The sequence below is a fragment of the Bordetella petrii genome, from assembly GCF_020991325.1.
GTDB classification, from domain to species: domain Bacteria; phylum Pseudomonadota; class Gammaproteobacteria; order Burkholderiales; family Burkholderiaceae_B; genus Bordetella_A; species Bordetella_A petrii_E.
The window spans coordinates 1-23,090 of sequence record NZ_JAJMLX010000043.1 but is presented as its reverse complement, the minus strand read 5'-3'; the positions used below and the strand labels follow the sequence as shown (position 1 = coordinate 23,090).

Sequence of the window (23,090 nt, the reverse complement as noted above, 5' to 3'; positions counted from 1 at the left end):
GGCGGCGGCCGGCGGCGAGGCCGGCGCGGGAGGCGGCGATGGCAATCGGGTAAGCCTTGAGATCGTTGCCGACATCACCACGGAAGGCGAGGGCGCGTTCGGCATTCTGGCGCAATCGATAGGCGGCGGAGGCGGACTGCGCGGCGACTCGTCCACGGCATCCGCCGGCCCGACGGGCACCGGCCGCACGGGTAGAGGCGGCATGGTCCACCTGAGCCAACTGGGCAGGGTGTCCGCAACCGGCAACAATGCCGTGGGCATCTTCACCCAGAGCCAGGGTCCCGTATCCGATGGCGGCATGGATCTCACCATCAATGGCAACGTGGCCGGCGGCAGCGGCGAGCAGGGCGCGGGCATCTGGATGGTGGGCGGCAACCAGAACTGGCTGGCGGTGCAGTCCGGGGCGCAGGTCTCGGCGGCCTCGGGTGTTGCCATCCGCTATGACGGCACGCGCTCCATCAATCAGGGCAGCGTGCTCACCATGCAGAACTACGGCCTGATCGAAGGCGACATCCTGATGCATGCTCCGGACAGCAACGAGGCCGGCACCGTGAACAACATGGGCCAGATCACCGGCGCCACCGTGGCCAAGGCGGCTACGCCGGCCCCGCGTGGCGGCGTGCTGGCCGGGGCGCGGCGCTACGACGCCAACGTGGTGAACCACGGCACCCTGATCGTCGGCAGCCGCGCCATCGTCGACAGCACGGTCATCTCGGGCAACTTTGAACAGGGCGGTCAGGGAACGTTGCTGGTCAATGCCGATTTCGAGCAGCGCGGCGCCGACCGCCTGCAGGTACAGGGCAACGCGCAACTCGACGGCACGCTCGACATCGCGGCCCTGTCGCTGCTACCCAAGCGCCAGGTGACGGTGCTTACCGTCGAAGGCGATGCGCGCGGCCAACTGGCGCCGCGCCGCTCGCCCATTTTCGATTACGCCCTGAACCAGGACGGCAAGCACTACAAACTGTCGGTCGACGCGGCGGACTTCAATGCGGCGGGCCTGGGCCTGAATACCCGGCAGGCCGGGCTGGCGGGCCACCTGCAGGAAATCTGGGACGCCGATACGCCCGATGGCTTCGGCAAGTTGTTTGCGTCCATCGACAATGCCGCCGTCCAGGGGCAGGGCAACTACCGTGAACTGCTGTCTAATTTGTCGCCGGACGTGATGCTGGCGCCGGCCACGCAGATGCAGGCCGGCATGATGCGCTTCGGCAGCAGCCTGATGAGCTGCCCGGCGTTCACCGGCACGGATGCCATGCAGCAGGAAAGCGAATGCGTGTGGGGGCAGGTGTCACACCGCGATACGCGCCAGGATCCCAGCGACGGCGCCGCCGGCTTTACCAGCAACGGCACCACCTACCAGGTGGGGGCGCAAAAGCAGGTGGCACCCCACTGGTTCGTGGGTGTGTCGGCGGCCTATCAGAACGACTCCATCCGCGGCGACGGCGGGCGCGTCGGCAGCAAGGGCGACAGTGGTTTCATGGGCGTGGCCCTGAAACACGAAATCGGCCCCTGGCTGCTGGCCGCCGGCCTGAGCGGCAGCTATGGCAGCTACGACACCGAGCGCCAGATCGGCGTCGACGGTTTCGGCCGCACGGCCTCGAGCGATCCCGACGTCTACGGCGGCGCGGCCCGCCTGCGCGTGGCGCGCACCTTCGCGTTCCCGTCGTTCTACCTGAAGCCCTATATGGATGTGGACGCCATCTACGCCCGCATGCCCGGCTACCAGGAAAAGGGCAGCGGCCTGGCCTTGAAGGTCGACGGCAGCGACCAGTTCACCTTCGCCTTCTCGCCCACGCTGGAAGTCGGCGGGCGCGTGGAACTGGATGGCGCCACCTTGCGGCCGTTCGCTTATGTGGGCGCCACTTTCCTGTCGGATGATGAATGGAAAACCCGGGCGCGCTTTGCTGGAGCCCCGGATGGCGCCCGGGGCTTCCAGACCTCGCTGCCCATGGACGACGCGGTGGCGCGGGTGGGGGCGGGCCTGCAGATATCCAGCAAGGCCGGGGTCGACGTGCGCTTGCAGTACCAGGGGGAATTCTCGGGCAAGACGTCTAGCAACAGCGGCTTCCTGAAGGTGGGTGTCCCCTTTTAAAGCCTGCCCGGGGTACTGACTTTTATATATATAAGAATGATTAAAATGTATTTTCTTATATATTCAGATAATGAAAGAATCGAAGATATCTTCGGTTCTTTCATGGTGCACCCCGATGAAACGCTTCTCCCTGATGCTGGCTGCGGCTGCGCTGCTTACCGGCGCCGCCTCGGCCGCGCAAGCCGCCAACCCCCTCTTGAACCCCTCCGAACTGGACGCCGTGCGCAGCGATGCCGCCGTGCGCGTGATCGACATCCGCCCGCCGCAGGAATATGCCGCCAACCATATCCCGGGCGCCGTATCGGCCCCCTATGGACAGTGGCGCGGCCCGGCCGATAACCCGGGCAAGCTGCCTCCGCTCGATAAGCTGACCGAACTGGTCCGCAGCCTGGGCGTGAACCAGGACACCCATGCCGTCGTGGTGTCGTCGGGCGCCAACGCCACCGATTTCGGCAGTTCGGCCCGCGTGTACTGGACGCTGAAATACTTGGGCCTGTCGAACCTGTCCATCCTGAATGGCGGCCTGAAAGCCTGGGCCGACGCCGGCCTGCCGCAAGACCAGGCCGTGCCTTCGGTGGCGGCCAGCAACTATACGCCGGTGCTGAACCAGTCGCTGATCGCCACGCAAGACCACGTGCTGGCGCAAATCCAGAATCCCAAGGCGCAACTGGTCGATGCCCGTCCGTCCAATTTCTTCCGTGGCGAAGTGAAGGCGCCCACGGCCAAGGTGCCCGGCACCATCCAGTCGGCGCTGAATCTCGAGCACGACAAATGGTTCAAGCCGGGCACGGCGATCTTCGTGTCGCCCGAAGAAGCCAAGCTCATTGCCTCGCAATCGCTGCCCGAGCCGGCCGACGAAACTATCTCGTTCTGCAATACCGGCCACTGGGCCGCTACCGACTGGTTCGCCCTGTCGGAAGTGGTGGGGCAGAAAAACGTGAAGTTGTACCCGGCGTCGCTGGCCGAATGGACCCAGGCGCCCCAGGAATTGCCCATGGATAATGTGCCCACCCGGGGCCAGCAGATCCTGAAAAGCCTGAAGGACCTGGTCAGCTAGAGGCGAGCCCACCCCCGAAGCGTTGCGCGCGTCTCCGGTCTGGTAGCACTGTGTTTTGCAGGTGGGTGGGCTGGGGCGCAAGTGGGCGCTGAGGCCTTTTGCCTTTTGCCTTTTACCCTTTGCCATTTATTTTGACGGCACCTGATTCATGACACGATTTCCCCTTGCGGCCATTCTGGCCGCCTTTTTTGTGGCCCTGGCCTGGTTCGTATCGCTGCGCCAGGCCGTCCTGTTCCTGGTGGGCATAGGCATGGGCAGCGTGCTGGCCGGCGCGCGCTTCGGCTTCACCACGGGCTGGCGCCGCCTGATCGAGCAGCGCGACCCCAGCGGCGTAATGGCACAACTGCTGCTGCTTGCCGTGGCGGCCGCCGTGTCCATGCCGCTGCTGGCGGCATTTCCCACCGACCTGGGCGCGGCATTGGGCCCCCCCAGTGTCAGTCTGCTGGTAGGGGCTTTCGTGTTCGGCGCCGCCATGCAGATCGCCGACGGCTGCGGCTCGGGCACGCTGTACAAGGCGGGCATGGGCGTGCCCTTGAACATGACCATTCTGCCGGTGTTCGCGATCGGCAGCTTCCTGGGTTCGGCGCACCTGGAGCAGTGGCTGCAACTGGGTGCCACCCGGCCGGTGGGCCTGGTCAGCGCCGTGGGCCCCGGTGAAGCCCTGGGCCTGACCTTCGCGGGCCTGCTGGTGTTTGGCCTGGCCGCCCGGCTATGGGTGGGCAAGGGCGCCCGCTGGTTCAGCCGGCGCCTGCTGATCGGCGCCGTGCTGCTGGCGGCGCTGGCCATGCTGAACCTGGTCATCGCCGGCCAGCCCTGGGGCGTGGTGTACGGCTTCGGCTTGTGGGCCGCCAAGGTCGCCACCGCGGCGGGCGTGTTCGACCCGGCCGCCAACGCGTTCTGGAGCCAGCCCGTCAACCTGAACAACCTGTCGCAGTCGGTGTTCCTGGACGTTACCTCCATTACCAACATCGGCATCCTGGCGGGCGCCTTGCTGATCGCGGCGGGCAAGTCGCCGGAACAGCGCACGCCCCTTACCGGCAAGCAGTGGGTGGTGGGTATTATCGCGGGCTTCCTGCTGGGCTACAGCTCGCGCCTGGCGTTCGGCTGCAATATCGGCGCCATGGTCAGCGGCATTTCCACGGGCAGCCTGCACGGCTGGATCTGGGTGCCGGTGGCATTCTGCGGTTCTTTGATCGGCGTGCGCATCCGCCGCCATTACGCATTCTAAGGAGGCAGCATGAAGACCACTGTTTCGCGTCTGACCATCGCCTTCTGGGCGGTGCTGATCGCTTTCTTCGCCTGGGACTGGGCCGCGTCCGAGCCCGTGAATGTGCGCAACGAACCGCCGCTGATCGCCGCCGGCTCCGGGCAGGCGCCTTCCGGCGGGCACTGCGCCTCGACCTTCTAGGCCTTCCCTGGAGTAACGGCGCCGGCGGCGCCTTACTGCGCCGCCGGCAGCAACGAACCTTCCAGCGCGGCCACGGTGTTCATCACGTGCTGCCGCATGGCGTGTTCACAGGTGCCGGCGTCGCCCGTTTTCAGGGCATCGATCAGTTCCTGGTGGGCCTCGCGCGCGCGCACTGTGCGCCGGGCCTGCGACGACCACACGCGCATATAGGGCTCCACCACGGAATGCAGGTCGGCGATCTGGCCCAGCAGGCGCGGCTGCTGGCAAAAGCCGCACAGGTACTCATGGAACTCGCGGTGCGCCGTGGTCCAGTCCAGGTAGTCGCCCGAGCCCAGGTCCATCTGGTCCAGCATGTGTTCCAGGCGCCGGATATGTTCGGGCCGCATATGGGCCACCGCATTGCGCATGGCCAGGCCTTCCAGCACCGAACGCATCTCGAACACTTCGCGCATTTCGGCCGCGTTCAGGCCGCGCACCACCGCGCCGCGATTGGCGCGGATCTCGACCAGGCCTTCGGATGCCAGCCGGCGCAGGGCGCCGCGCACCGGCATGCGGCTGGTGCCGATCTGGCCGGCGATCACCTCGGGCACTAGACGGGCGCCCGGCGCATAGCCGCCCAGCCGGATCTGCTGGTGGATGTGCTGGTAGGCCTCTTCTTCGGCGGTCAGCGCGGTCTTGTGCAAGGTCAGCATGGATGTGCGCAGGAAAAGCAGGGCAGTGGAAAGCGCCAATGATAAAGCCGGGTCCGTGGCGCGCAGCTCCGGTTGCGGTGGCGCCGGCAACGCATTCAGTGCTTGCGTGCCCCGAGGATAGGCGACAAAATACCATGAATTGGATCCTATGATCCATAGATACAATTCCCTATGGCCAGGCCAGGCGGAGCTCCCGTTTAATGGCCCCGGCCATGCGGACGCTCGCGGCGAGCATGCGCCATGAACCACAATCAACAAGGGAACCCATGACATTTCGCACCACCCACCTGCTGGGGGCAGCAGCCCTGGCCCTAGGCGCTTTCACTTCCGCCGCGGTTGCGGCCCAGGAAGGCAACTGGCCCCAGCGGCCGGTGACCATCGTCGTACCGTTCCAGGCCGGGTCGGCCACCGACCTGATTACGCGCCAGCTGGGCCAGGCATTGTCCAAAGAGCTGGGCCAGCCGTTCGTGGTGGAATCGCGTCCGGGCGCCGCGGCGGCCATCGGCGCTTCCGTCGTGGCCCGCGCCGAACCCGACGGCTACACCCTGCTGATGGGCGGCCCGGCCGCCAATGTCACGAACCGCTTCCTGCACAAGAACCTGAGCTACGACCCCGCCACATTCGAACTGGTGTCGCTGGTGGCGTACACGCCCAACATCCTGCTGGCCAACCCCAAGCAGCCGTTCAAGACCCTGCAGGAAATGGTGGCCTATGCCAAGGCCAACCCGGGCAAGCTGACCTATGCCTCGTTCGGTACGGGTACCACGTCGCACATGGCCGGCGAACTGCTGAAAGCCGAAGCTGGCATCGACATCCTGCACGTGCCCTACAAGGGCGCGGGCGAAGCCATTCCCGCCTTGCTCAGCGGCCAGGTGTCCATGTACTTCGACACCATCATGACCGGCCTGCCGCAGGTCAAGAGCGGCGCGCTGATTCCGCTGGGCATGTCCAATGCCAAGCGCTCGGCCATGGCCCCGGAAATTCCCACCATTGCCGAACAAGGCTTTGCTGGCTATGACATCGCGCCCTGGTACGGTATTGTTGCGCCGTCGGGCACGCCCGCGCCCATTCTGGACAAGCTCAACGCCACCATCAACAAGGTGCTGAACGAACCCGAACTGCGCGGCAAGCTGGCCGAAACCGGCGCCGAGCCGCGCGGCGGATCGCGCGACGAATTCAAGGCCTTCATCGACGCCGAGATTCCGCGCACCCAGCGGCTGGTTGAACAATCGGGCGTGGGCGCGCAATAACTTTTTCTCACCTTCACACGCGATACCCGCATCATGTCCGCATCCCTCGATTGGTCTTTGCCTTACCCCTCCCGAAAAATGCCCGTGCTGGCCGCCAACGCGGTGGCCACCAGCCAGCCGCTGGCCGCGCAGGCGGGGCTGCGCATGATGCTGGCCGGCGGCAACGCCGTCGACAGCGCGATCGCCACGGCGATTGCGCTGACGGTGGTCGAGCCGGTCATGAACGGCATCGGCGGCGACATGTTCGCGCTGATCTGGCACGAAGGCCGCTTGTACAGCCTGAATTCCAGCGGCTGTGCTCCCGCTGCCTGGACGCCGGAATACTTCCAGGGCCGCGACGCGATGCCGCCCACCGGCTGGGGCACGGTCACTGTGCCCGGGCAGGTGGCGGGCTGGAAAGCCCTGTCCGAGCGCCTGGGCAAGCTGCCTTTCGCCAAGCTGTTCGAGCCCGCCATCGAATACGCCGAAAACGGCTTTCCCGTGTCGCCCACCATTGCGCGCCAATGGGCCACGCAGGCGCCCAAGCTGGCGCACGAACCCGGCTTTGCCGAAGCCTTCCTGCCGCAAGGCCGCGCCCCGCAGGCGGGCGAGTGGTGGCGTTTCCCGGAACAGGCCCGCACCTTGCGCGAAATCGCCGAAACCGGCGGCGAAAGCTTTTATCGCGGCAACCTGGCCAAACGCATCGCCGACCACGCCCGCGCCACCGGCGGCGCGCTGACCGAAGCCGACCTGGCGGCGCACCAGGCGGAATGGGCCGAGCCCATTTCGCAGGGCTTTCGCGACCACCGCCTGCACGAATGCCCGCCCAACGGGCAGGGCATCGCTGCCCTGATGGCATTGGGCATACTGGAACGCTTCGACCTGGAAAGCATGGGCGTGGACAGCGCCGATTACTACCACGTCAGCATCGAGGCCATGAAACTGGCCTTCGCCGACCTGCACCATCACATTGCCGACCCGCGCCACATGCGCGTGCCGGCGGCCGCGCTGCTGGACCCTTCCTACCTGGCCGAGCGCGCCAAGCTGATTTCCATGGAACGCGCGGCCGTGCCTGTGGCTGGCACGCCCAAGTCCGGCGGCACGGTGTACCTGACCGCGGCCGACGCGGCGGGCACCATGGTGTCGTTCATCCAGTCCAATTACCACGGCTTCGGGTCGGGCGTGGTGGTGCCGGGCACCGGCATCAGCCTGCACAACCGCGGCCTGAATTTCGTGCTGACCCCCGGCCATGCCAACCAGGTGGCGCCGGGCAAGAAACCCATGCACACCATCATTCCCGCGTTCGTCACCAAAGACGGCGCGGCGGTCATGTCGTATGGCGTCATGGGCGGTTCCATGCAGGCCCAAGGCCATCTGCAGATGATGACGCGGCTGGCCGCATTCAGGCAGAACCCGCAAGCCATGTGCGACGCGCCGCGCTTCCGTGTCGAGGCCGGTCCGGTCGTGAATGTGGAATCGCACCTGCCGGCCGACGTCGTGGCCACCCTGCGCGCGCGCGGCCACAACGTCGCGGTGGCGCCGGCCGACAGCCTGGAGTTCGGCTCGGCGCAACTGATTTATCGCATGGAGCACGGCTACTTCGCTGCGTCGGACGCGCGCAGGGATGGGCAGGCGGTGGGGTTCTGAAAAGGGCGATCGTTACGCCGGGTATTCCGGGCAGGCGGACTCTGGCCGGCCGGTTTCTTCCATGAGTATGGGGATCGCCAGATTGCACGAATGAATGCCCATGACAGTGGTCAGCTGGATCGCCTCCAGTAATTCTTCGCGCGTTGCACCCGCCTTTATCGCATTGCGCATGTGACGCCGCACGCCAGGCCCGTACAGGTGCGTGGTGGCGGCGTTGATGGCCACCAGGATCAGTTCTTTGTACTTCTGCGGTAATGGCCCCTTGCGCTGCGGCACGCTGCGAAACGCCAGATAGGCTTCCATGAATTCCGGATCCAGTTCGCGCAACTGGTCCCAGAGCGGGTTCCAGTCTCCTTTGGCAATATGCATGTCACACCAGGGTGTTGGCGTGCTTGGGCGAGAATCTTCCTGCATCATGCGGCTCCTGTATGGATCATGTGTGGGTGGCGTCGGCCAGGGCGAAATCCGCCGCGCGTTCGCCGATCATCATTGCGGGCGCATTGGTGTTGGACGAAGCTATCGTGGGCATGATCGAAATATCCGCTACCCGCAGCCCGTGTACGCCATGAACCTTCAGCCGTTCGTCCACCACAGACTCTCCGGGACGGCCCATGCGGCAGGTACCTACGGTGTGCCAGGCGGTCTGGCCAGACTGACGCGCATAGGCCAGCAGGTCGTCGTCAGTGGCCATGGCAGGGCCGGGCCGTTCTTCGGTAACGATTACGTCGCGCAACGCAGGCTGATGGGCGACGCTGCGGATCAAGCGCAGCATGTCCACAGCCGTTTGCTGATCTCGCGGGTCCTGTAAATAGTTGGGATTGATCGCCGGCGCCTTCCTGGCATCGGGCGATACGGCATGGATGCTGCCGCGCGAGTTCGGATACAGCATGAATCCGCCGATGGAGAAGCCTGAGTAGTGGTCGATACCGCCCACTCCGTCGCGCGAATACCGGTCTTTGCCGCTGATATGGTAAATGCGGATCATCACATCCGGATGCGGCAATGTTGCCTGTGTTCGCGTGATGGCATGAGCCGTCGAAGAGGTATTCGCCAACAGCCCTTTGCGCTGCACGACATACTGCAGCGCTGCTTTTGCCTTGTGGTATGGGCTGCGCATCAGGTCGTTGATGGTCTCGGCTACCGAAGAGCGGTAGGTGCAGCGGACTTGCAGGTGATCACTCATATGCTCTCCCACATCCGGCATATCGTGAACCACAGGAATGCCGAGCGACTGCAGCCTTGTCGCGCCGCCTATGCCCGACAACTCCAGCAGCTGGGGCGACTGTACCGCGCCGGCGCATAGAATGGTTTCTGCATGCGACGATGCCGTATGCCAGGAGTCATTCCATTCGTACTCGACCCCTACGCAACGCGTCCCCTCGAAGCGCAGGCGCCGTACGAACGCGCGAGTACGCACTACCAGATTGGATCTGGCCTGCGCAGGTCGCAAATAGCCTACAGCGGCACTGCATCGCCGGCCCGCGTCGGCACTTTGCTCCAGGTAGCGGACACCCTCATACCGCCCGGCGTTGTAGTCATCAGTGGAGGGTATGCCCGCCTGGCGGCAGGCAGAGATATAGGCATCGGAAATCGTGTCCGGCTCGCGCATTGCACGATCGGTGATGCGGATAGGGCCCGACTTGCCGCGCAAGGGGTGGTTGGAATAGGGATTGTTTTCGATCTTGCCGAAATACGGCAGCAAGTCCTGGAAGTTCCAGCCCTTGATCCCGTAGCGCTGTTCCCAGCCGTCGTATTCTCGAGGGTCGCCCCACACATAAGCCATGCCGTTGACCGAGCTCGACCCCCCCAGTACCTTGCCGCGCGGCCAATAGATCTGCTGGCCCGCCAGGCTGGCCTGAGGTTCGGTGCGGAACGGCCAGACCACTTTCTCGTTGGTCAGCAGCCTGCCCACGCCCAGGGGGATATGGATCCATAGGTTGTGATCCCGATCGCCACCTTCCAGCAGCAGCACCCGATACTTGCCCGACGCGCTGAGGCGATTCGCCACTACGCAGCCTGCCGATCCCGCTCCGACCACGATGTAGTCGTATTGCTCTGCTGTCTTCATTATTTTGCGCGGTTCTTGAAAGAGTCCCTACGGAAGCTGTACAGCGCGTCCGGGTCTACCTGGATATCCACCACGGCCGGCTGGCCGCAGCGAATGGCTGCGTCGATGGTCTGCGCCAGGTCGGCCGCCCGGTCTACACGAAAGCCCCGCGCATTCCACAATTCCGCCAACTTGTCGAATGGCGGGTTGCGTACGTCGGCGCCGATGTAGCGCTTGTCGAAGAAATCGCGCTGGTAGGCTTTCTCGGCGCCCCAGCAACCGTTATTCATTACCAGGCATACTGTGTTGATGCCGTTTTCCACGGCCGTTCCCAGTTCGCTGCAAGCCATGCCGAAGCCACCGTCGCCCATCAGGCTGATCACGGTGCGGTGCGGCTGGGCAAGCTTGGCGCCCAGGCCGCAGGCATACGAAAAGCCCACCAGGCCAAAATCCAGCGGCGTAAAAAGTGCCGGCGTCTGCGCATAGCGCATCTGGTCGGTGGCTTGCAGGCACAGTGTGCCGGCATCCATGGTGTAGATAGCGTCATCAGGCGCTACTTCCCGCAAGGTTTTGAACAGAAACGCCGGTTGCAATGGGTCGGCTCCGGGGCCCGCGGCTTCATCGCGTTGCTGCAGCAATGCGCTGCGCTGTGCGGCAAACGTCTGCACCCAGGCAGGGTCGGCGGCGGCGGACATTCCCTGCAGGGCGCTGACCAGATCGCCCGCCACCGTGTCGGCATCGCCCAGGATACCCACGTGCACCGGGAAGAAGCGCCCCAGAGCGGTCGGCTCGAGTTCGACCTGGATGAGCTTGGCCGCGGAGTTCAGGCTGTCGCGTTGATAGAAGGTCGTGTTGAAACCCAGGCGGGTGCCCAGTGCCAGGATGACATCGGCCTGCTTGGCAAGACCCGAGGCCACCGGGTTGCCGCGCGGGCCGACTTGCCCTGCATATAGCGGATGCTGGCACGAAATTGCGTCGCCGTGTCCCGGCGACATTGCGATGGGGGCCTGCAGGCGCTCGGCCAGCGCCAGCACGGCGCGCTGGCTGCGGCTGTTCTTGACGCCGCCGCCGGCCAGGATCAGCGGCCGCTGCGCCCGGGCGAGCAGTTGGGCGGCTTGTTCCAATACCCCTCGGGGCGCCGTCACGGCGTCAAATATCTGCGCTTGCTCGAACGCGCCGTAGGCTGATTGTTCTAGCGATTCGGCCAACAGGTCGCGAGGCAGGTTCAGCATGACCGGCCCGCGTCGGGGCGACAGGGCGGTCCGGTACGCTTCGCCCACCATTTCGGGAATGCGCGCGGTTTGCGTCAGGGTGTAGGTCTTTTTTGTAATGGGTTTGAAGAGCGCCTGCTGGTCCACCTCTTGAAAGGCATCGCGGTATATGTGGGCCGACGATAAGGACCCGCCCAATGCGATGACCGGCGAATATGCCGCGTGCGCCTGCGCCAGGCCGGTGACCAGATTAGTGGCGCCGGGCCCGTTCTGGCCGGCCAGGAACACGCCGGCATTGCCCGATGCCCGGGCATACCCATCGGCCATATGGACTCCGGTGCGCTCATCGCGTACCCCGATAAAGCGGATGTCCTTGGCGTCGTACAGGGCATCGAAGATCTCCATGCCCGCCGATCCGATCAGGCCGAATACGTGGTCGGTACCTTGGTTTTCCAGCGCCGTGACAACCGCCTGGCCGCCCGTCATGTTCTTCATCTGATTCTCCTTCTATTCGGATTCCTAGTTGCCTGCTTTCAGGATCTTGTTGAACTTGTCCATCTCACGGGCGATGTATGTGTCGAACTCGCCGAGCCGGCGGTTTTCCGGCACCAGGCCCTGGCGCGTCAGTTGTTCCCGCACGGCAGGGTCCTGGCTGACCTTGGCAATGATGTCGGCCAGCTTCTGCTTCACTTGGGAGGCCGTGCGTGCATTCATCACCACGCCGTACCAGATGCTGTAGTCGAAATCCCCCAGCCCGATCTCGGCTACCGTCGGCGTGTCGGGCAGCAGGGAGGACCGCTTCGGGCTGGTTACGGCCAGGGCCTTGAGCTGGCCCGAGTTGATGAAGGGCAAGGCCAGCGCGATGGGTGGAAACGACACATCCACCCGGCCGGCCGCCACTTCGGCCACCCCTTCCTGCACGCCCTTGTAGGGGATGTGTTCTAGCTGGATGCCGGCGCGTTGGTTGAAGTAGCGGCCCACCAGGTCAGTAGCTGAATTGACGCCGGCCGACCCATAAGTCAAGTGAGCGCCGGGCTTCCTGGCCGCGTCAATCAGCTCTTGCAGCCCGGGATAGGGGCTCTTGCTGTTGGCCACGACCAGCGTCGGCGAAGACGCAATGCTGGCAATGCCCGAGAAGTCTTTCAGCGTGTCATACGGCATCTTGTCATTGACGGCGGGAATAACCACGTACGACGACGACACGAACAGCATGGTGTTCTTGTCCACGGGCTCCGCCAGTGTGCGCTGGGCACCCACCATGCCGCCCGCGCCTGGCTTGTTCTCGACCACCACTGGCTGGCCCAGCAGGGCACCCATTTTTTCGGCGTAGATGCGGGCGATGATGTCTATCAGGGCGCCCGGGCTGAAGGGCACGATGATCTTCATTGGCGCATCGAGGGTCGACGACGCTGGCGTGCTCGCGGCCATGGCGTCAGAGGAAGCCGCCAGGAGAAGCGCGGCGACGATTCCGGCTTTAAGCCGGCGCTGCAAGGGAATCATGGTTGTCTCCTCGTGTTGTCTTGTTTGTCGTCATTTAAAATGTCGACATTTAAATGTAATTGATAAATCCGGCTTGTTCAAGCGGGTACTTAGTTCGTTCCAGTGCGGGCCAGTTCTTCCAGGACCGCGTCGCGGTTCTGAATGGCCAACCGGTAATGGCAGGCGGCGGCGCGTTCTGGGTCGCGCCCTGTGATGGCGTCGATGGTTTCTTCCCAGGTCACCAGCGAACGCTGGCGTCGCTCCAGCGTGGAAAGGCTGATCCGCACGTAAATCCCGATCTGCTTGGCGATATCGCGTGCATGATTGGCCAGAATGGGGTTGTCGGCCAGGGTGGCGATGTATTCGACCAGGTCGCGGCTGTGGCGCAAGTATTCCGCTGCGTCATCGACGTTTTCCTCTAACTGCTGCAGGCGTTGCTTCAAGGCCCGGGCCTCTGCCGGTGTACAGCGCTCCGCCGCCAGTCGCGACGCGGCGGACACCATGGCGGCGCGCATCGCATACAGATCCAGGATTTCTTTGGCGGACAGTTGTGTCACCCGCGCGCCGCGTTGCGGCTGAATCGTCACCAGCCCGCGGATCTCGAGCAGCCGCAGTGCCTCGCGCACGGTAGCCCGGCTGACCCCGTACGCCGTCGCCAGGTCGTTCTCACGAAGGCGTTCGCCGGGAGTTGGACGACCTTCGGCAATTTGTTCGGCTAGAGCGTCGGCGATCTGCAGGGGCAGGGTTTTCAGAAGATTGCGGTTTTGCGGCGATTGGGGCATGTCGACCGGGGGTGGGCATCTGGGAATTCGGGGCCCAGGCATTGTAGGGTAGTGGCGCGCAAAGCCGATACCGGCGGCGATGTGATCCAGGGCAAAGTCCAGTCCGCGCAGCCGGTGGAAGCTAACGATCTCGTCGCGGCGGTCAACGGTCTTCGCGCCGCGGCGCGGCGCGGTGGTGGTGGTGTTAACCAAGTTGCCAAAATAAACCTACTAGGTTAAGGTCTCTCCATGGAGAAAAGGTCTCCACATTGCCGGCTCTCGACCGTAAAGGCGTTGGTGGCGGCAGGCAAGGTTCGCGCCACATATTCAGCGGTAAGCGGGGCGGCGCAAATGGGACTGGGAATCCCCGAAATGCTGGGCGTAGTGATGGCACTCACGTCGATGGATTTCCACAAAAGCATGACTACCCATGCGAACCACACGGTTTGGCAGGACGTCTATCGCCCCAGTACCCGTGTAGGCGAGGCCTATCTTAAGTTGACGGTCATCGACGACGTGCTGATCGTGTCTTTCAAGGAGCTATAGCCATGAAATGCCCGGCTTGCGGTGCGGCCGAACTTGTTCACGAGGCTCGCGACCTGCCCTATACCTACAAGGGCGAGACCACCGTCATTTTGTCGGTAATGGGCGATTTCTGCTCGGCGTGCGGCGAAGCGGTGTTGGCAACGAAAGAGTCGATCCGAATCGGCGAATCGATGCTGCAATTCAATAAGCAGGTGAATGCAGCGATTGTTGATCCCGATTTCATCGCGGGTGTGCGCAAGAAGCTACGCCTGGATCAGCGCGAGGCTGCTGAGATTTTCGGCGGTGGCGTCAATGCTTTCTCGCGTTATGAAAACGGAAAAACCAAGCCGCCGTTGGCTTTGGTGAAACTGTTCAAACTGCTGGATCGTCACCCTGATCTACTGGACGAGGTCAGAGCCTGACCACTCATCACGGCCTTATACCGAGAAGCCGCATCGTGCCATAGCGGGCGGATGAGTTGACGAGGGGACATCAGCCGAAACAAAAAAGCCTTGGAACACGTTGTGTTTCCAAGGCTTTTTTATCTGGAATTTTGGTGGAGCGGAGGAGGATCGAACTCCCGACCTTCGCATTGCGAACGCGACGCTCTCCCAGCTGAGCTACCGCCCCAACAAGCGCAAGAATATAGCATAAACAGGGCCGCGGTTGCTACGGCCGTTTTTTCAGGCCAGGTCCAGCGTAGCCACCACCGGGGTGTGGTCGGACGGTTGCTCGTTCGAGCGCGGCTGTTTGTCGATGACGCAAGCCACGCAGCGCTGCGCCAGCGGTTGCGACAGCAGTACGTGGTCGATGCGCAGCCCGGCGTTGCGGCGGAAGGCGAATTGCCGGTAGTCCCACCAGCTGAATGATTTTTCCGGCTGCTCGAACATGCGGAACGAGTCGGTCAGGCCCAGGTCGAGCAGGGCGCGGAATGCGGCGCGCTCGGGTTCGGACACCAGCACCTGGCCTTCCCATTTGGCGGGGTTGTGCACGTCTTCATCGGCCGGGGCCACATTGTAGTCGCCCAGCAGCGCCAGGCGGGGATAGGCCTTCAGTTCTTCGGCCAGCCAGCCATGCAGCTGGCGGAACCAGTCCAGTTTGTATACGTATTTGTCGGAATCCAGCGACTGGCCGTTGGGGCAGTAGGCGCTGATGACGCGCACGTCGCCGCCGGGCGCGGGCAGGGTAATGGCCAGCAGCCGCTGCTGCGGGTCATCCATGCCGGGAATGTTGCGCACCATGGCCGAGCCCGGCACGCGCGACAAAATGGCCACGCCGTTATAGGTTTTCTGGCCGGCCCACACGGCGTGGTAGCCCATTTGCGTGAAGGCATCCAGCGGGAAGTTCTCGTCGGTGAGCTTCAGTTCTTGCAGGCAGAGCGCGTCCACCGGGTTGGCGGCCAGCCAGTCCAGGACTTGCGGCAGGCGGACTTTGAGCGAATTGATGTTCCAGGTGGCTAATTTCATGGTCGCGAGAATGTACTGTTTTTCTTCGGACGGCAATAGAAGTGCGCCCAGTGTACCGAACGCACGGCAGCGGCGTGCCGGCGCCGCCGTGTTCCCGGCCGGGATGCGAAAAATTACGCATTGGCCGGCTTGCGCGCGCCGTTGTTCATTGCCTGCTTGCGCAACAGCGCGGCAAAGGCCCGGCTGGCGCGGGTTTGTTGCAGCCGGGGGTTGAACAGCAGGCCAGGAGTGCGCATGGGCGTGGGATTCTCCATGGGGATCATGCGTAGCGCCGGGCTGGGCGCGACGGCGCTGGCCGCGGCAATGGCTCCCACATTCAACCGCGCAACCATTCCCAGCATGGCGGCAATGGTGTTGGTCTCGGCCACGACGTTGGGCTCGGCTCCCGCGGCCGCAAAGCACTCGTCCAGCAGGCGCCGGGTGGAAAAGCTGGCTGGCAGCAGTACCAGCGGTTCCTGGTGCAGTTCGATCATGCGGATGCGCTTGCGTCCGGCAAGTGGGTGAGACGCCGAGACGACCAACAACAGTTCTTCATTGAACAGGGGTTCGAACCGCAACCCGCTGGTCGATTCCGGGCGGTAGGCCACGCCCAGATCCAGTTGGCCGGCTTCCAGCTGCGCGCCAATGGCGTCGGCCGGCAATTCTTCGATGATTACCTTCACCGTGGGGCTGCGCTGCAGGAAGCGCGCCACGCAGTCCGGGATAAAGCTCTGATTGAACGTGTGGGTAGTGCCTACGCGCAGTTCGCCGGTGATGGAGGCCGCGCTTTGCTTCAGTTCGCCCAGCCCTTGGTCGATTTCACGCAGTGCGCGGGATGCGTAGGCCAGGAAAGCTTCGCCGGCTTCGGTGATGACCACCCGCTTGCCGATACGGTCGAACAGGCGATGGCCGATTTCATCTTCCAGTTGGCGGATCTGGTGCGACAGGGTGGACTGGGTCACGTGCACGCGTTCGGCTGCCCGTGTGAAATTCAACGATCCGGCCAGGGCGATGAAATAGCGCAGGTGCCGTAGTTCCATGGCTTCTGGGATGATAAACAATCGATAGCATCAATGATAAACACATAAATTAATCATTTCCATCATTTAAAAGCGCCAGATAGCCTTACGTCTGGATAAATTGCCGGACGGATGACTCCATGGGAAAAGTATTGGATGGCGTGCGCGTCATCGAGCAAGGCACCTTCATCACCGGCCCCGCCGCCGGCATGATGCTGGCCGATCTGGGTGCGGATGTCATCAAGGTAGAGCAGCCAGGCGGCGGCGATCCGTTCCGCGCCTTCAAGGGCGGGCTGTACAGCCCGCATTACCAGACCTACAACCGCAATAAGCGCAGTATCGAGCTGGACTCCAAGGACGAGAAGGATGCCCAGGTTTTTGACGCGCTGATCCAGGATGCCGATGTTTATATCCAGAATTTTCGGCCGGGCACGGCCGAGCGGTTGGGCGCGGGCGAGGCCAGGCTCAGGGAACTGAATCCGCGGTTGGTCTATTGCGCGATCAGCGGCTTCGGCCAGACCGGCCCGGCGGCGGCGCGGCCGGCCTACGATACCGTCGCCCAGGCGGCCAGCGGTTTTCTGAATCTGCTGATCAATCCGGCCAACCCCCGGGTGGTAGGGCCGGCGATCGCCGATGCGCTTACCGGGTTCTACGCGGCATACGGCATTCTGGGCGCGCTGGTCGAGCGCGCACGCACGGGGCGCGGCCGGCGGGTGGATGTGTCCATGCTGGAAGCCATGTGCCACTTCAACCTGGATGCCTTTACGCATTTCTTCTCGGAAGGCGAGGTCATGGGGCCTTATAGCCGGCCCAGTGTTTCACAGTCGTATACCTTGCGCTGCGCCGATGGCAAGTGGATCGCCTTGCACATGTCGTCGCCCGAGAAGTTCTGGCGCGGCCTGGCCGAGGCCATTGAACGGCCGCAACTGTTCGACGATGCGCGGTATGCCACGCGCGAGGGCCGGATTGCCCACCAAGACGAATTGATCGAACTGCTGGGGGGTATTTTCGCCACCCGGCCGCGCGATGCGTGGTGCCAGCGCCTGCTGGCGCGCGATGTGCCGCACGCGCCGGTGTATGACACCAGCGAGGCCCTGCAGGATCCCCAGGCGCGCCACCTGGAAATCGAGATCGAGGGCGTGCATCCGCGACGCGGGGCGTGGCGAACGGTGCGTTCTCCCGTGAGCTTCGACGGCCAATTGCCTACCCAGGTGCGGCCGCCGCCGGAACTGGGCGAGCATAGCGATGAAATACGCGCCTCGTTGCGCAACCGCCGGGCCTGATACCGCCGGCTCCGATACTCAAGAAAGGACACCGCATGAAAATTGGCAAGGAAACCGTGCCCCGCACTGCCATTTGTACGTCGGACGAGCACACCATCGTGGTACGGGGAGCCGATCTGTGCCAGGACCTGATCGGCAAGATGGCGTTCGGCGATTATTTCTATTTGCTGGTAACCGGCCGCCGTCCCGATGCGGCGGCCGGCGCGGTGCTGAACGCGACCTTGGTGGCGATTGCCGAACATGGCCTGGTGCCCAGCGTGCAAGCCAGCCGCATGACGCTGGCCGCCGCGCCCGATGCCTTGCAAGGCGCCGTGGCGGCGGGCATTCTGGGATGCGGTTCGGTGATTCTTGGCGCGGCGGAAACGGCGGGACGCCTGTTCCACGAGATCGATAACAAGGCAGGGCAGGCGGGCGACATTGCAGAGGCGGCGCACGCCGTCATTACCGAGTACCGCGCCGCGCGCCGTGCCATTCCAGGCTACGGCCACCCTTTGCACAAGACCCGCGATCCGCGCGTGGCGCGCCTGTTCGAGGTTGCGCGCGACAGCGCGGCGGATCTGCGGTATGTGGCCATTGCCGAGGCGGTGGAGCAGGTTGTCCCCGGCATCGTGGGCAAGGATCTGCGCCTGAATGTCTCGGCGGCGATCCCTGCCGTCCTGCTGGGCGTGGGGTTCCCATTGGCGGCGCTGAAAGGCGTGCCGATACTGGCGCGCGCCGCCGGCCTGATCGCCCACCTGACCGAAGAACAAGAATCCCCCATCGGGTTTGCCCTGTCGTATCAGGCAACGCGTGAACTGCAATACCAAGGTGAAGTTCCCCCGGGTTTCGGGGCGGCGCGGCCGTAAAACGCCGGCCAAAAACGGCCGTCGCCCATGCGGCGGCCACAGACATATATCAATCACAAGGAGAGACAACCATGACACCGCTCGATTCCTGCAGGCGCTCGCAGACACGCCGGACGATGCTGGCCGCCACGTTGGCCGCGGCGGCGCTGGGCCTGTTGCCGGCGGCCGGCCAGGCCGCGCCATTCCCTGATCACTCCGTACGCATGGTGGTGCCTTTCGGGCCCGGCACCACGACAGACACGATTGCGCGTATCGTGGCCGAGGCGATGGCCAAGCCCCTGGGCCAGCAGGTGGTGGTGGAAAACAAGTCGGGCGGCGGCGGCACGATCGGTACCGCGCAGGTGGCGCGCGCCCAGGCGGACGGCTATACCCTGGTCATGGGTACCGTGGGCACGCATGCAATCAACCAGGCGCTGTACAAGAACCCGGGCTACGATCCGGTGAAAGACTTCGCGCCGGTTGCGTTTGTGGGGCAGACGCCCACCTTCCTGGTAACGGGTAGCGGGTCAGGCATCCAGTCACTGAAGGATCTCGCCGCCGCTGCGGCCAAGCCGCCCGGGGTGGCTTTTGCGTCAGCGGGCAGCGGTACGTCGGGCCACTTGGCGGGCGAACTGCTCAAGGCGCGCCTGGGCGGGGAAATGCTGCACGTACCCTATAAAGAGGGTGGCTTGGCGGTATCCGATGTGATGTCGGGCCAGGTGCAGTTCATGTTCTATCACCCGGCGGCGGTGCTGCCCCATATCAAGGCGGGCAAGCTGCGCGCCCTGGGGGTGTCGAGCGCGCGCCGCAGCGCGGCCGCTCCGGACGTACCCAGCATCGCCGAGCAGACTGGCAGCGATTTCGACCTGGTGGCCTGGTTCATGCTGTATGCGCCGGAAGGTACACCCGAACCCGCACTGACCGCGTTGCGCAAAGCTGCTGAAACAGCCTTGTCCGATCCCGGCGTGCTCAAGCGCCTGGCCAGCCAGGGAGTAGAGCAGGGCGGCGAGTCCACACGCGATCTGGCGAAGTTCGAGCAGGCCGAGATTGCGAAGTGGTCGGACCTGGTGCGCAAGTCTGGCGCGCAGGTGAACTAAACCCGCATAAACCCGCATGCGCGATATCGGCCTGCGCGTCCAGTAGCGCGCCGCGCTGCGGACGCTGCTGGAGGCGGCCTTCGAGGGCGCCGAGCCTACTGCGTCAACGTAGAAATAAACGCCGCGGTGCGCGAGTCGCGCGGTTGGGTGAACAGCTGGCTCGACGCGCCGGATTCCACCACCTGGCCGTCCTGCAGGAACACCGCTTCGCGGGAAATGGCGGCGGCCAGGCGCAGGTCGTGGGTGGCCATCAGCATGGTCATGCCTTCGCCGGCCAGTTGCTTCAGCACGTCCACCACTTCGGCCGCCAGCCCGGGGTCCAGCGCCGAGGTGGGCTCGTCGCACAGCAGCACGCGCGGCGAGGGCGCCAGGGCGCGAGCAATGGCCACCCGCTGCTGCTGTCCGCCCGACAGGTTCAGCGGCCAGGCGTTGGCCTTGTCCTGCATGCCCACCTTGGCCAGCAGTTCCTGGGCGCGCTCGCGGGCGCGCGGCTTGGTCCATTTCTGCACGGTGACCAGGCCTTCCATGACGTTGTCGATGACGGTCTGGTGCGGAAACAGCTGGAAATTCTGGAACACCATGCCGGTTTGCTTGCGCACGCGCTGGATGGCTTCGCGTTCGGGCTTGCGGCCGGGGGCGAATTGCACGGTTTCGTCGCCCAGGCGCAGCGTGCCTCCTTCCGGGGTTTCCAGCAGGTTCACACAGCGCAGCAGCGTGCTCTTGCCGCTGCCCGACGGGCCGATCAGCGCCGTGACGCTGCCTTCGGCAATGGCCACATCCACTTTCTTCAGCACCTGCTGGTCGTCGAAGAATTTGTCGATCTGCGTCAGCGAGATCATCGGTTCCTCTCGGAAAACACCGCATGCTGGCCGAAACGGCGTTCCAGGCGCACCTGCAGGGCCGACAGCGCCGAGCTGAACAACAGGTAGATCAGGGCGGCTTCGGTGTACAGGATCAGGGGTTCGTAGGTAACCGCGGCAATGCGCTGCGCGGCCTGGAAGATTTCGGGCACGGTCAGTACGGCTGCCAGCGACGTGTCTTTCACCAGCGAGATGAACGAATTGGCCAGCGGCGGCACGGCCACGCGGGCCGCCTGGGGCAGCACGGTGCGGCGCATGGCCTGGCCGCGCGTCATGCTGAGGGAATAGGCCGCTTCCCACTGGCCCTTGGAGATGGATTCGATGGCGCCGCGGATCACTTCCGAGTTGTAGGCGCCCACGTTCAGGGTGAAGCCGATCAGCGCGGCCGGCAAGGGGTCGAGCACGATGCCGGCGCTGGGCAGGCCATAGAAAATGACGAACAGCTGCACCAGCAATGGCGTGCCGCGGATCAGCCACACATAGAACCGCACCAGGGCCACCAACGGCGCCGGCCCGAACAGGCGGATCATCGCCACGATGAAGGCCAGCACCAGCCCGCCCGCGAACGACAACAGGGTCAAGGGCACCGTGAACACCAGCCCCGCGTGCAGCAGGGGCCAGAATGAATCGATCATCAACTGCAGCCAGGCGGGCACGGTGCTGGGGGTTCCTTGTGGTCTTGGCGCGGGTAAATGGCCTGGGCTCAGCCGGGCTTATTGGGCGGACAGGTCGGTGCCGAAGTACTGTTCGGAAATTTTCTTGTAGGTGCCGTCGGCCTTCATGTCGGCCAGGGCCTTGTTGATGGCTTCGCGCAGTTCCGGGTTGCCCTGGCGGATCAGCACGCCCGATTCGCTGAATTCGGCGCTTTTGTCGCTATCGACAATTTTGACCTTGGCGTTGGGCTTCTGCTTTTTGAAATCCAGGAACGACAGGTTGTCGTTGATGGTGGCGTCGACGCGGCCGGACATCAGCAGGTCGATGCTTTCGTTGAAGCCCTGCACGGCCACGACCTGGGCGCCGTATTTCTGGGCCAGCTTGCCGAAGTTGCTGGTCAGCGTGTTGGCCGAGCGCTTGCCTTTCAGGTCTTCGAAGCTTTTGATGGCGGCGTTGTCGTCGCGCACGATCAGTACGGCCTGCGAGGCAATGTACGGATCAGAAAAGTCGTACTTGGCCTTGCGCGCGTCGGTAATGCCCACCTGGTTGATGACCGCGTCGTAGCGCTTGACGTCCAGGCCGGCGATCAGGCCGTCCCATTTGCCTTCCACGAACTGTGCCTTCACGCCCAGGCGTTCGGCGATGGCGCGGCCGATGTCCACGTCGAAGCCGGTGAGCTTGCCCGAGGCATCGTGATAAGTGAAGGGGGCATACGTGCCTTCGGTGCCGATCTTGAACACGCCAGCCGATTTGATGGCGGCCAGGCCGTCCTGGGCGTAGGCGCCGGCGGCGACAGTCAGTTGCAGCAGGCCGGCCAGCAGGATCGAGCGGATGGGTTTCATGGTGGGTGCTCCAGTGGTTGCAGTCACGCGCACGAGGGCGGCCTTGTGGGCCGCCCGCGGCAATGAATAGGGCACTCTAACAAGGCGCCTATTTTTCCACAAAGCATAAAGAATCTTAAGAATATTCCTTTTAGTTATTTAAAGAAATCGGCGTCCGGCCTGCGCGTATCAGCGGGCGCGCAGCAGGCGCAGGCCGTTGGCCACCACCAACAGGCTGGCGCCGACATCGGCGAACACCGCCATCCACAGGGTGGCGTGCCCGGTGGCGGCCAGCACCAGGAACACGGCCTTGATGCCCAACGCCAGCGTAATGTTCTGCACCAGGATGCGGTGGGTGGCGCGCGATAGCCGCACGAACTGGCCGATCTTGCGCAGGTCGTCGTCCATCAGGGCCACATCGGCCGTCTCGATGGCGGTGCCGGTGCCCGCCGCGCCCATGGCGAAGCCAATGTCGGCGCGCGCCAGCGCGGGAGCATCGTTGATGCCGTCGCCCACCATGCCTACCTTGGTATCCGCGGCCAGCTTGGTTTCGATGACGCGCAGCTTGTCTTCGGGCAGCAGGTCGCCATGCGCTTCGTCGATGCCGGCCTGTTCAGCCACGGCCCAGGCGGTCCGGGTGTTGTCGCCCGTCAGCATCAGCGTGCGCACGCCCAGTTGGTGCAGCCGGGCAACGGCCTCGGCGCTGCCGGGTTTCAGGGTGTCGGCGACCGCGGCCAGGGCCAGTACGCGGCTGCCGTCGCTCAAGGCGATGGCCGTCTTGCCCTGGCCTTCGTAGGCCTGCATGCTGGCCTGCACGTCGTCGGACGCTACGCCCAGCTCGCGCATCAGGCGCAGATTGCCCAGGTGCAGGGTGGTGTCGCCGACGCGGCCGCGCACGCCGCGGCCGGGCAGGGCGGCAAAGTCTTGCACGGGCAG

23 protein-coding genes and 1 tRNA gene are annotated in these 23,090 nt (G+C 64.3%); 11 read left to right on the top strand and 13 right to left on the bottom strand.

Annotated elements, in window-relative coordinates; translation table 11 throughout:
* From LPZ50_RS06885 to LPZ50_RS06870, 4 genes are all read left to right on the top strand, one after another.
* A partial coding sequence (locus LPZ50_RS06885) for an autotransporter outer membrane beta-barrel domain-containing protein (RefSeq protein WP_230659168.1) occupies positions 1 to 2,095 on the top strand: 2,095 nt, incomplete at its 5' end.
* A 115-nt stretch (positions 2,096 to 2,210) separates the two neighbouring features.
* Positions 2,211 to 3,152, top strand: coding sequence for a sulfurtransferase (locus LPZ50_RS06880; RefSeq protein WP_230659166.1), 942 nt, complete (start codon positions 2,211 to 2,213; stop codon positions 3,150 to 3,152).
* 148 nt (positions 3,153 to 3,300) lie between these two features.
* A complete protein-coding gene (locus LPZ50_RS06875) occupies positions 3,301 to 4,380 on the top strand; it encodes a YeeE/YedE thiosulfate transporter family protein (protein ID WP_230659164.1) in 1,080 nt (359 codons plus the stop codon).
* Between the two features lie 9 nt (positions 4,381 to 4,389).
* Positions 4,390 to 4,560, top strand: a complete 171-nt coding sequence (locus LPZ50_RS06870; RefSeq protein WP_230659162.1) for a hypothetical protein — start codon at positions 4,390 to 4,392, stop codon at positions 4,558 to 4,560.
* 32 nt (positions 4,561 to 4,592) lie between these two features.
* Here LPZ50_RS06870 and LPZ50_RS06865 read toward each other — a convergent pair whose 3' ends face one another.
* The gene (locus LPZ50_RS06865; RefSeq protein WP_230659170.1) at positions 4,593 to 5,252 is read right to left on the bottom strand and encodes a GntR family transcriptional regulator; all 660 of its coding nucleotides are present in this window, start codon (positions 5,250 to 5,252) and stop codon (positions 4,593 to 4,595) included.
* Positions 5,253 to 5,518: 266 nt separating this feature from the next.
* Here LPZ50_RS06865 and LPZ50_RS06860 point away from each other — a divergent pair, with 266 nt between their 5' ends.
* Positions 5,519 to 6,502, top strand: a complete 984-nt coding sequence (locus tag LPZ50_RS06860) for a Bug family tripartite tricarboxylate transporter substrate binding protein (RefSeq protein WP_230659160.1) — start codon at positions 5,519 to 5,521, stop codon at positions 6,500 to 6,502.
* A 33-nt stretch (positions 6,503 to 6,535) separates the two neighbouring features.
* Positions 6,536 to 8,128 carry a gamma-glutamyltransferase gene (gene ggt / locus LPZ50_RS06855; protein ID WP_230659158.1) on the top strand — a complete coding sequence of 531 codons (1,593 nt, stop codon included), beginning with the start codon at positions 6,536 to 6,538 and terminating at the stop codon, positions 8,126 to 8,128.
* Between the two features lie 12 nt (positions 8,129 to 8,140).
* Here ggt and LPZ50_RS06850 read toward each other — a convergent pair whose 3' ends face one another.
* The 5 genes from LPZ50_RS06850 to LPZ50_RS06830 form a co-directional block, all read right to left on the bottom strand.
* On the bottom strand, positions 8,141 to 8,497 hold the full coding sequence (locus LPZ50_RS06850; RefSeq protein WP_230659156.1) for a carboxymuconolactone decarboxylase family protein: 357 nt from the start codon (positions 8,495 to 8,497) through the stop codon (positions 8,141 to 8,143).
* Positions 8,498 to 8,561: 64 nt separating this feature from the next.
* Positions 8,562 to 10,196, bottom strand: coding sequence for a GMC family oxidoreductase (locus tag LPZ50_RS06845; RefSeq protein ID WP_230659154.1), 1,635 nt, complete (start codon positions 10,194 to 10,196; stop codon positions 8,562 to 8,564).
* Positions 10,196 to 11,881, bottom strand: a complete 1,686-nt coding sequence (locus LPZ50_RS06840) for a thiamine pyrophosphate-binding protein (protein ID WP_230659152.1) — start codon at positions 11,879 to 11,881, stop codon at positions 10,196 to 10,198. The genes LPZ50_RS06845 and LPZ50_RS06840 overlap by 1 nt, the downstream gene beginning before the upstream one ends.
* 24 nt (positions 11,882 to 11,905) lie before the next feature.
* Positions 11,906 to 12,886 carry a tripartite tricarboxylate transporter substrate-binding protein gene (locus LPZ50_RS06835; protein ID WP_230659150.1) on the bottom strand — a complete coding sequence of 327 codons (981 nt, stop codon included), beginning with the start codon at positions 12,884 to 12,886 and terminating at the stop codon, positions 11,906 to 11,908.
* A gap of 89 nt (positions 12,887 to 12,975) precedes the next feature.
* Positions 12,976 to 13,839 (bottom strand): GntR family transcriptional regulator, encoded by an 864-nt coding sequence (locus LPZ50_RS06830; RefSeq protein ID WP_230659148.1) that lies wholly within the window; start codon positions 13,837 to 13,839, stop codon positions 12,976 to 12,978.
* 36 nt (positions 13,840 to 13,875) lie between these two features.
* Between LPZ50_RS06830 and LPZ50_RS06825 the strand changes: the two genes are divergently transcribed.
* Together LPZ50_RS06825 and LPZ50_RS06820 are read left to right on the top strand one after the other, a co-directional pair.
* Positions 13,876 to 14,172, top strand: a complete 297-nt coding sequence (locus tag LPZ50_RS06825; protein ID WP_230659146.1) for a type II toxin-antitoxin system MqsR family toxin — start codon at positions 13,876 to 13,878, stop codon at positions 14,170 to 14,172.
* Between the two features lie 2 nt (positions 14,173 to 14,174).
* The gene (locus tag LPZ50_RS06820; RefSeq protein WP_230659144.1) at positions 14,175 to 14,573 is read left to right on the top strand and encodes a type II toxin-antitoxin system MqsA family antitoxin; all 399 of its coding nucleotides are present in this window, start codon (positions 14,175 to 14,177) and stop codon (positions 14,571 to 14,573) included.
* A 132-nt stretch (positions 14,574 to 14,705) separates the two neighbouring features.
* On the opposite strand, the gene LPZ50_RS06815 is transcribed toward LPZ50_RS06820, so the two are convergent.
* The 3 genes from LPZ50_RS06815 to LPZ50_RS06805 form a co-directional block, all read right to left on the bottom strand.
* Positions 14,706 to 14,781: transfer RNA gene (locus LPZ50_RS06815), tRNA-Ala, on the bottom strand.
* A gap of 53 nt (positions 14,782 to 14,834) precedes the next feature.
* The gene (xth, locus tag LPZ50_RS06810) at positions 14,835 to 15,617 is read right to left on the bottom strand and encodes an exodeoxyribonuclease III (RefSeq protein WP_230659142.1); all 783 of its coding nucleotides are present in this window, start codon (positions 15,615 to 15,617) and stop codon (positions 14,835 to 14,837) included.
* 113 nt (positions 15,618 to 15,730) lie between these two features.
* Positions 15,731 to 16,636, bottom strand: coding sequence for a LysR substrate-binding domain-containing protein (locus LPZ50_RS06805; protein ID WP_230659140.1), 906 nt, complete (start codon positions 16,634 to 16,636; stop codon positions 15,731 to 15,733).
* A 119-nt stretch (positions 16,637 to 16,755) separates the two neighbouring features.
* Between LPZ50_RS06805 and LPZ50_RS06800 the strand changes: the two genes are divergently transcribed.
* From LPZ50_RS06800 to LPZ50_RS06790, 3 genes are all read left to right on the top strand, one after another.
* Positions 16,756 to 17,898: a CaiB/BaiF CoA transferase family protein gene (locus LPZ50_RS06800; protein WP_230659138.1), complete on the top strand. Its 1,143-nt coding sequence runs from the start codon at positions 16,756 to 16,758 to the stop codon at positions 17,896 to 17,898.
* 35 nt (positions 17,899 to 17,933) lie between these two features.
* On the top strand, positions 17,934 to 18,743 hold the full coding sequence (locus LPZ50_RS06795) for a citryl-CoA lyase (protein WP_230659136.1): 810 nt from the start codon (positions 17,934 to 17,936) through the stop codon (positions 18,741 to 18,743).
* 71 nt (positions 18,744 to 18,814) lie between these two features.
* Positions 18,815 to 19,819 carry a Bug family tripartite tricarboxylate transporter substrate binding protein gene (locus LPZ50_RS06790; RefSeq protein WP_230659134.1) on the top strand — a complete coding sequence of 335 codons (1,005 nt, stop codon included), beginning with the start codon at positions 18,815 to 18,817 and terminating at the stop codon, positions 19,817 to 19,819.
* Positions 19,820 to 19,914: 95 nt separating this feature from the next.
* Here LPZ50_RS06790 and LPZ50_RS06785 read toward each other — a convergent pair whose 3' ends face one another.
* From LPZ50_RS06785 to LPZ50_RS06770, 4 genes are all read right to left on the bottom strand, one after another.
* Complete coding sequence (locus LPZ50_RS06785; RefSeq protein ID WP_230659132.1) at positions 19,915 to 20,658, bottom strand: amino acid ABC transporter ATP-binding protein; 744 nt, start codon at positions 20,656 to 20,658, stop codon at positions 19,915 to 19,917.
* Positions 20,655 to 21,335 carry an amino acid ABC transporter permease gene (locus LPZ50_RS06780; RefSeq protein ID WP_230659130.1) on the bottom strand — a complete coding sequence of 227 codons (681 nt, stop codon included), beginning with the start codon at positions 21,333 to 21,335 and terminating at the stop codon, positions 20,655 to 20,657. Before LPZ50_RS06780 ends, LPZ50_RS06785 begins: the two co-directional genes overlap by 4 nt.
* 57 nt (positions 21,336 to 21,392) lie before the next feature.
* Positions 21,393 to 22,175: an amino acid ABC transporter substrate-binding protein gene (locus LPZ50_RS06775; RefSeq protein ID WP_230659128.1), complete on the bottom strand. Its 783-nt coding sequence runs from the start codon at positions 22,173 to 22,175 to the stop codon at positions 21,393 to 21,395.
* A gap of 168 nt (positions 22,176 to 22,343) precedes the next feature.
* Positions 22,344 to 23,090: heavy metal translocating P-type ATPase (locus LPZ50_RS06770; protein WP_230659126.1), on the bottom strand; the 747-nt coding region annotated here is incomplete at its 5' end.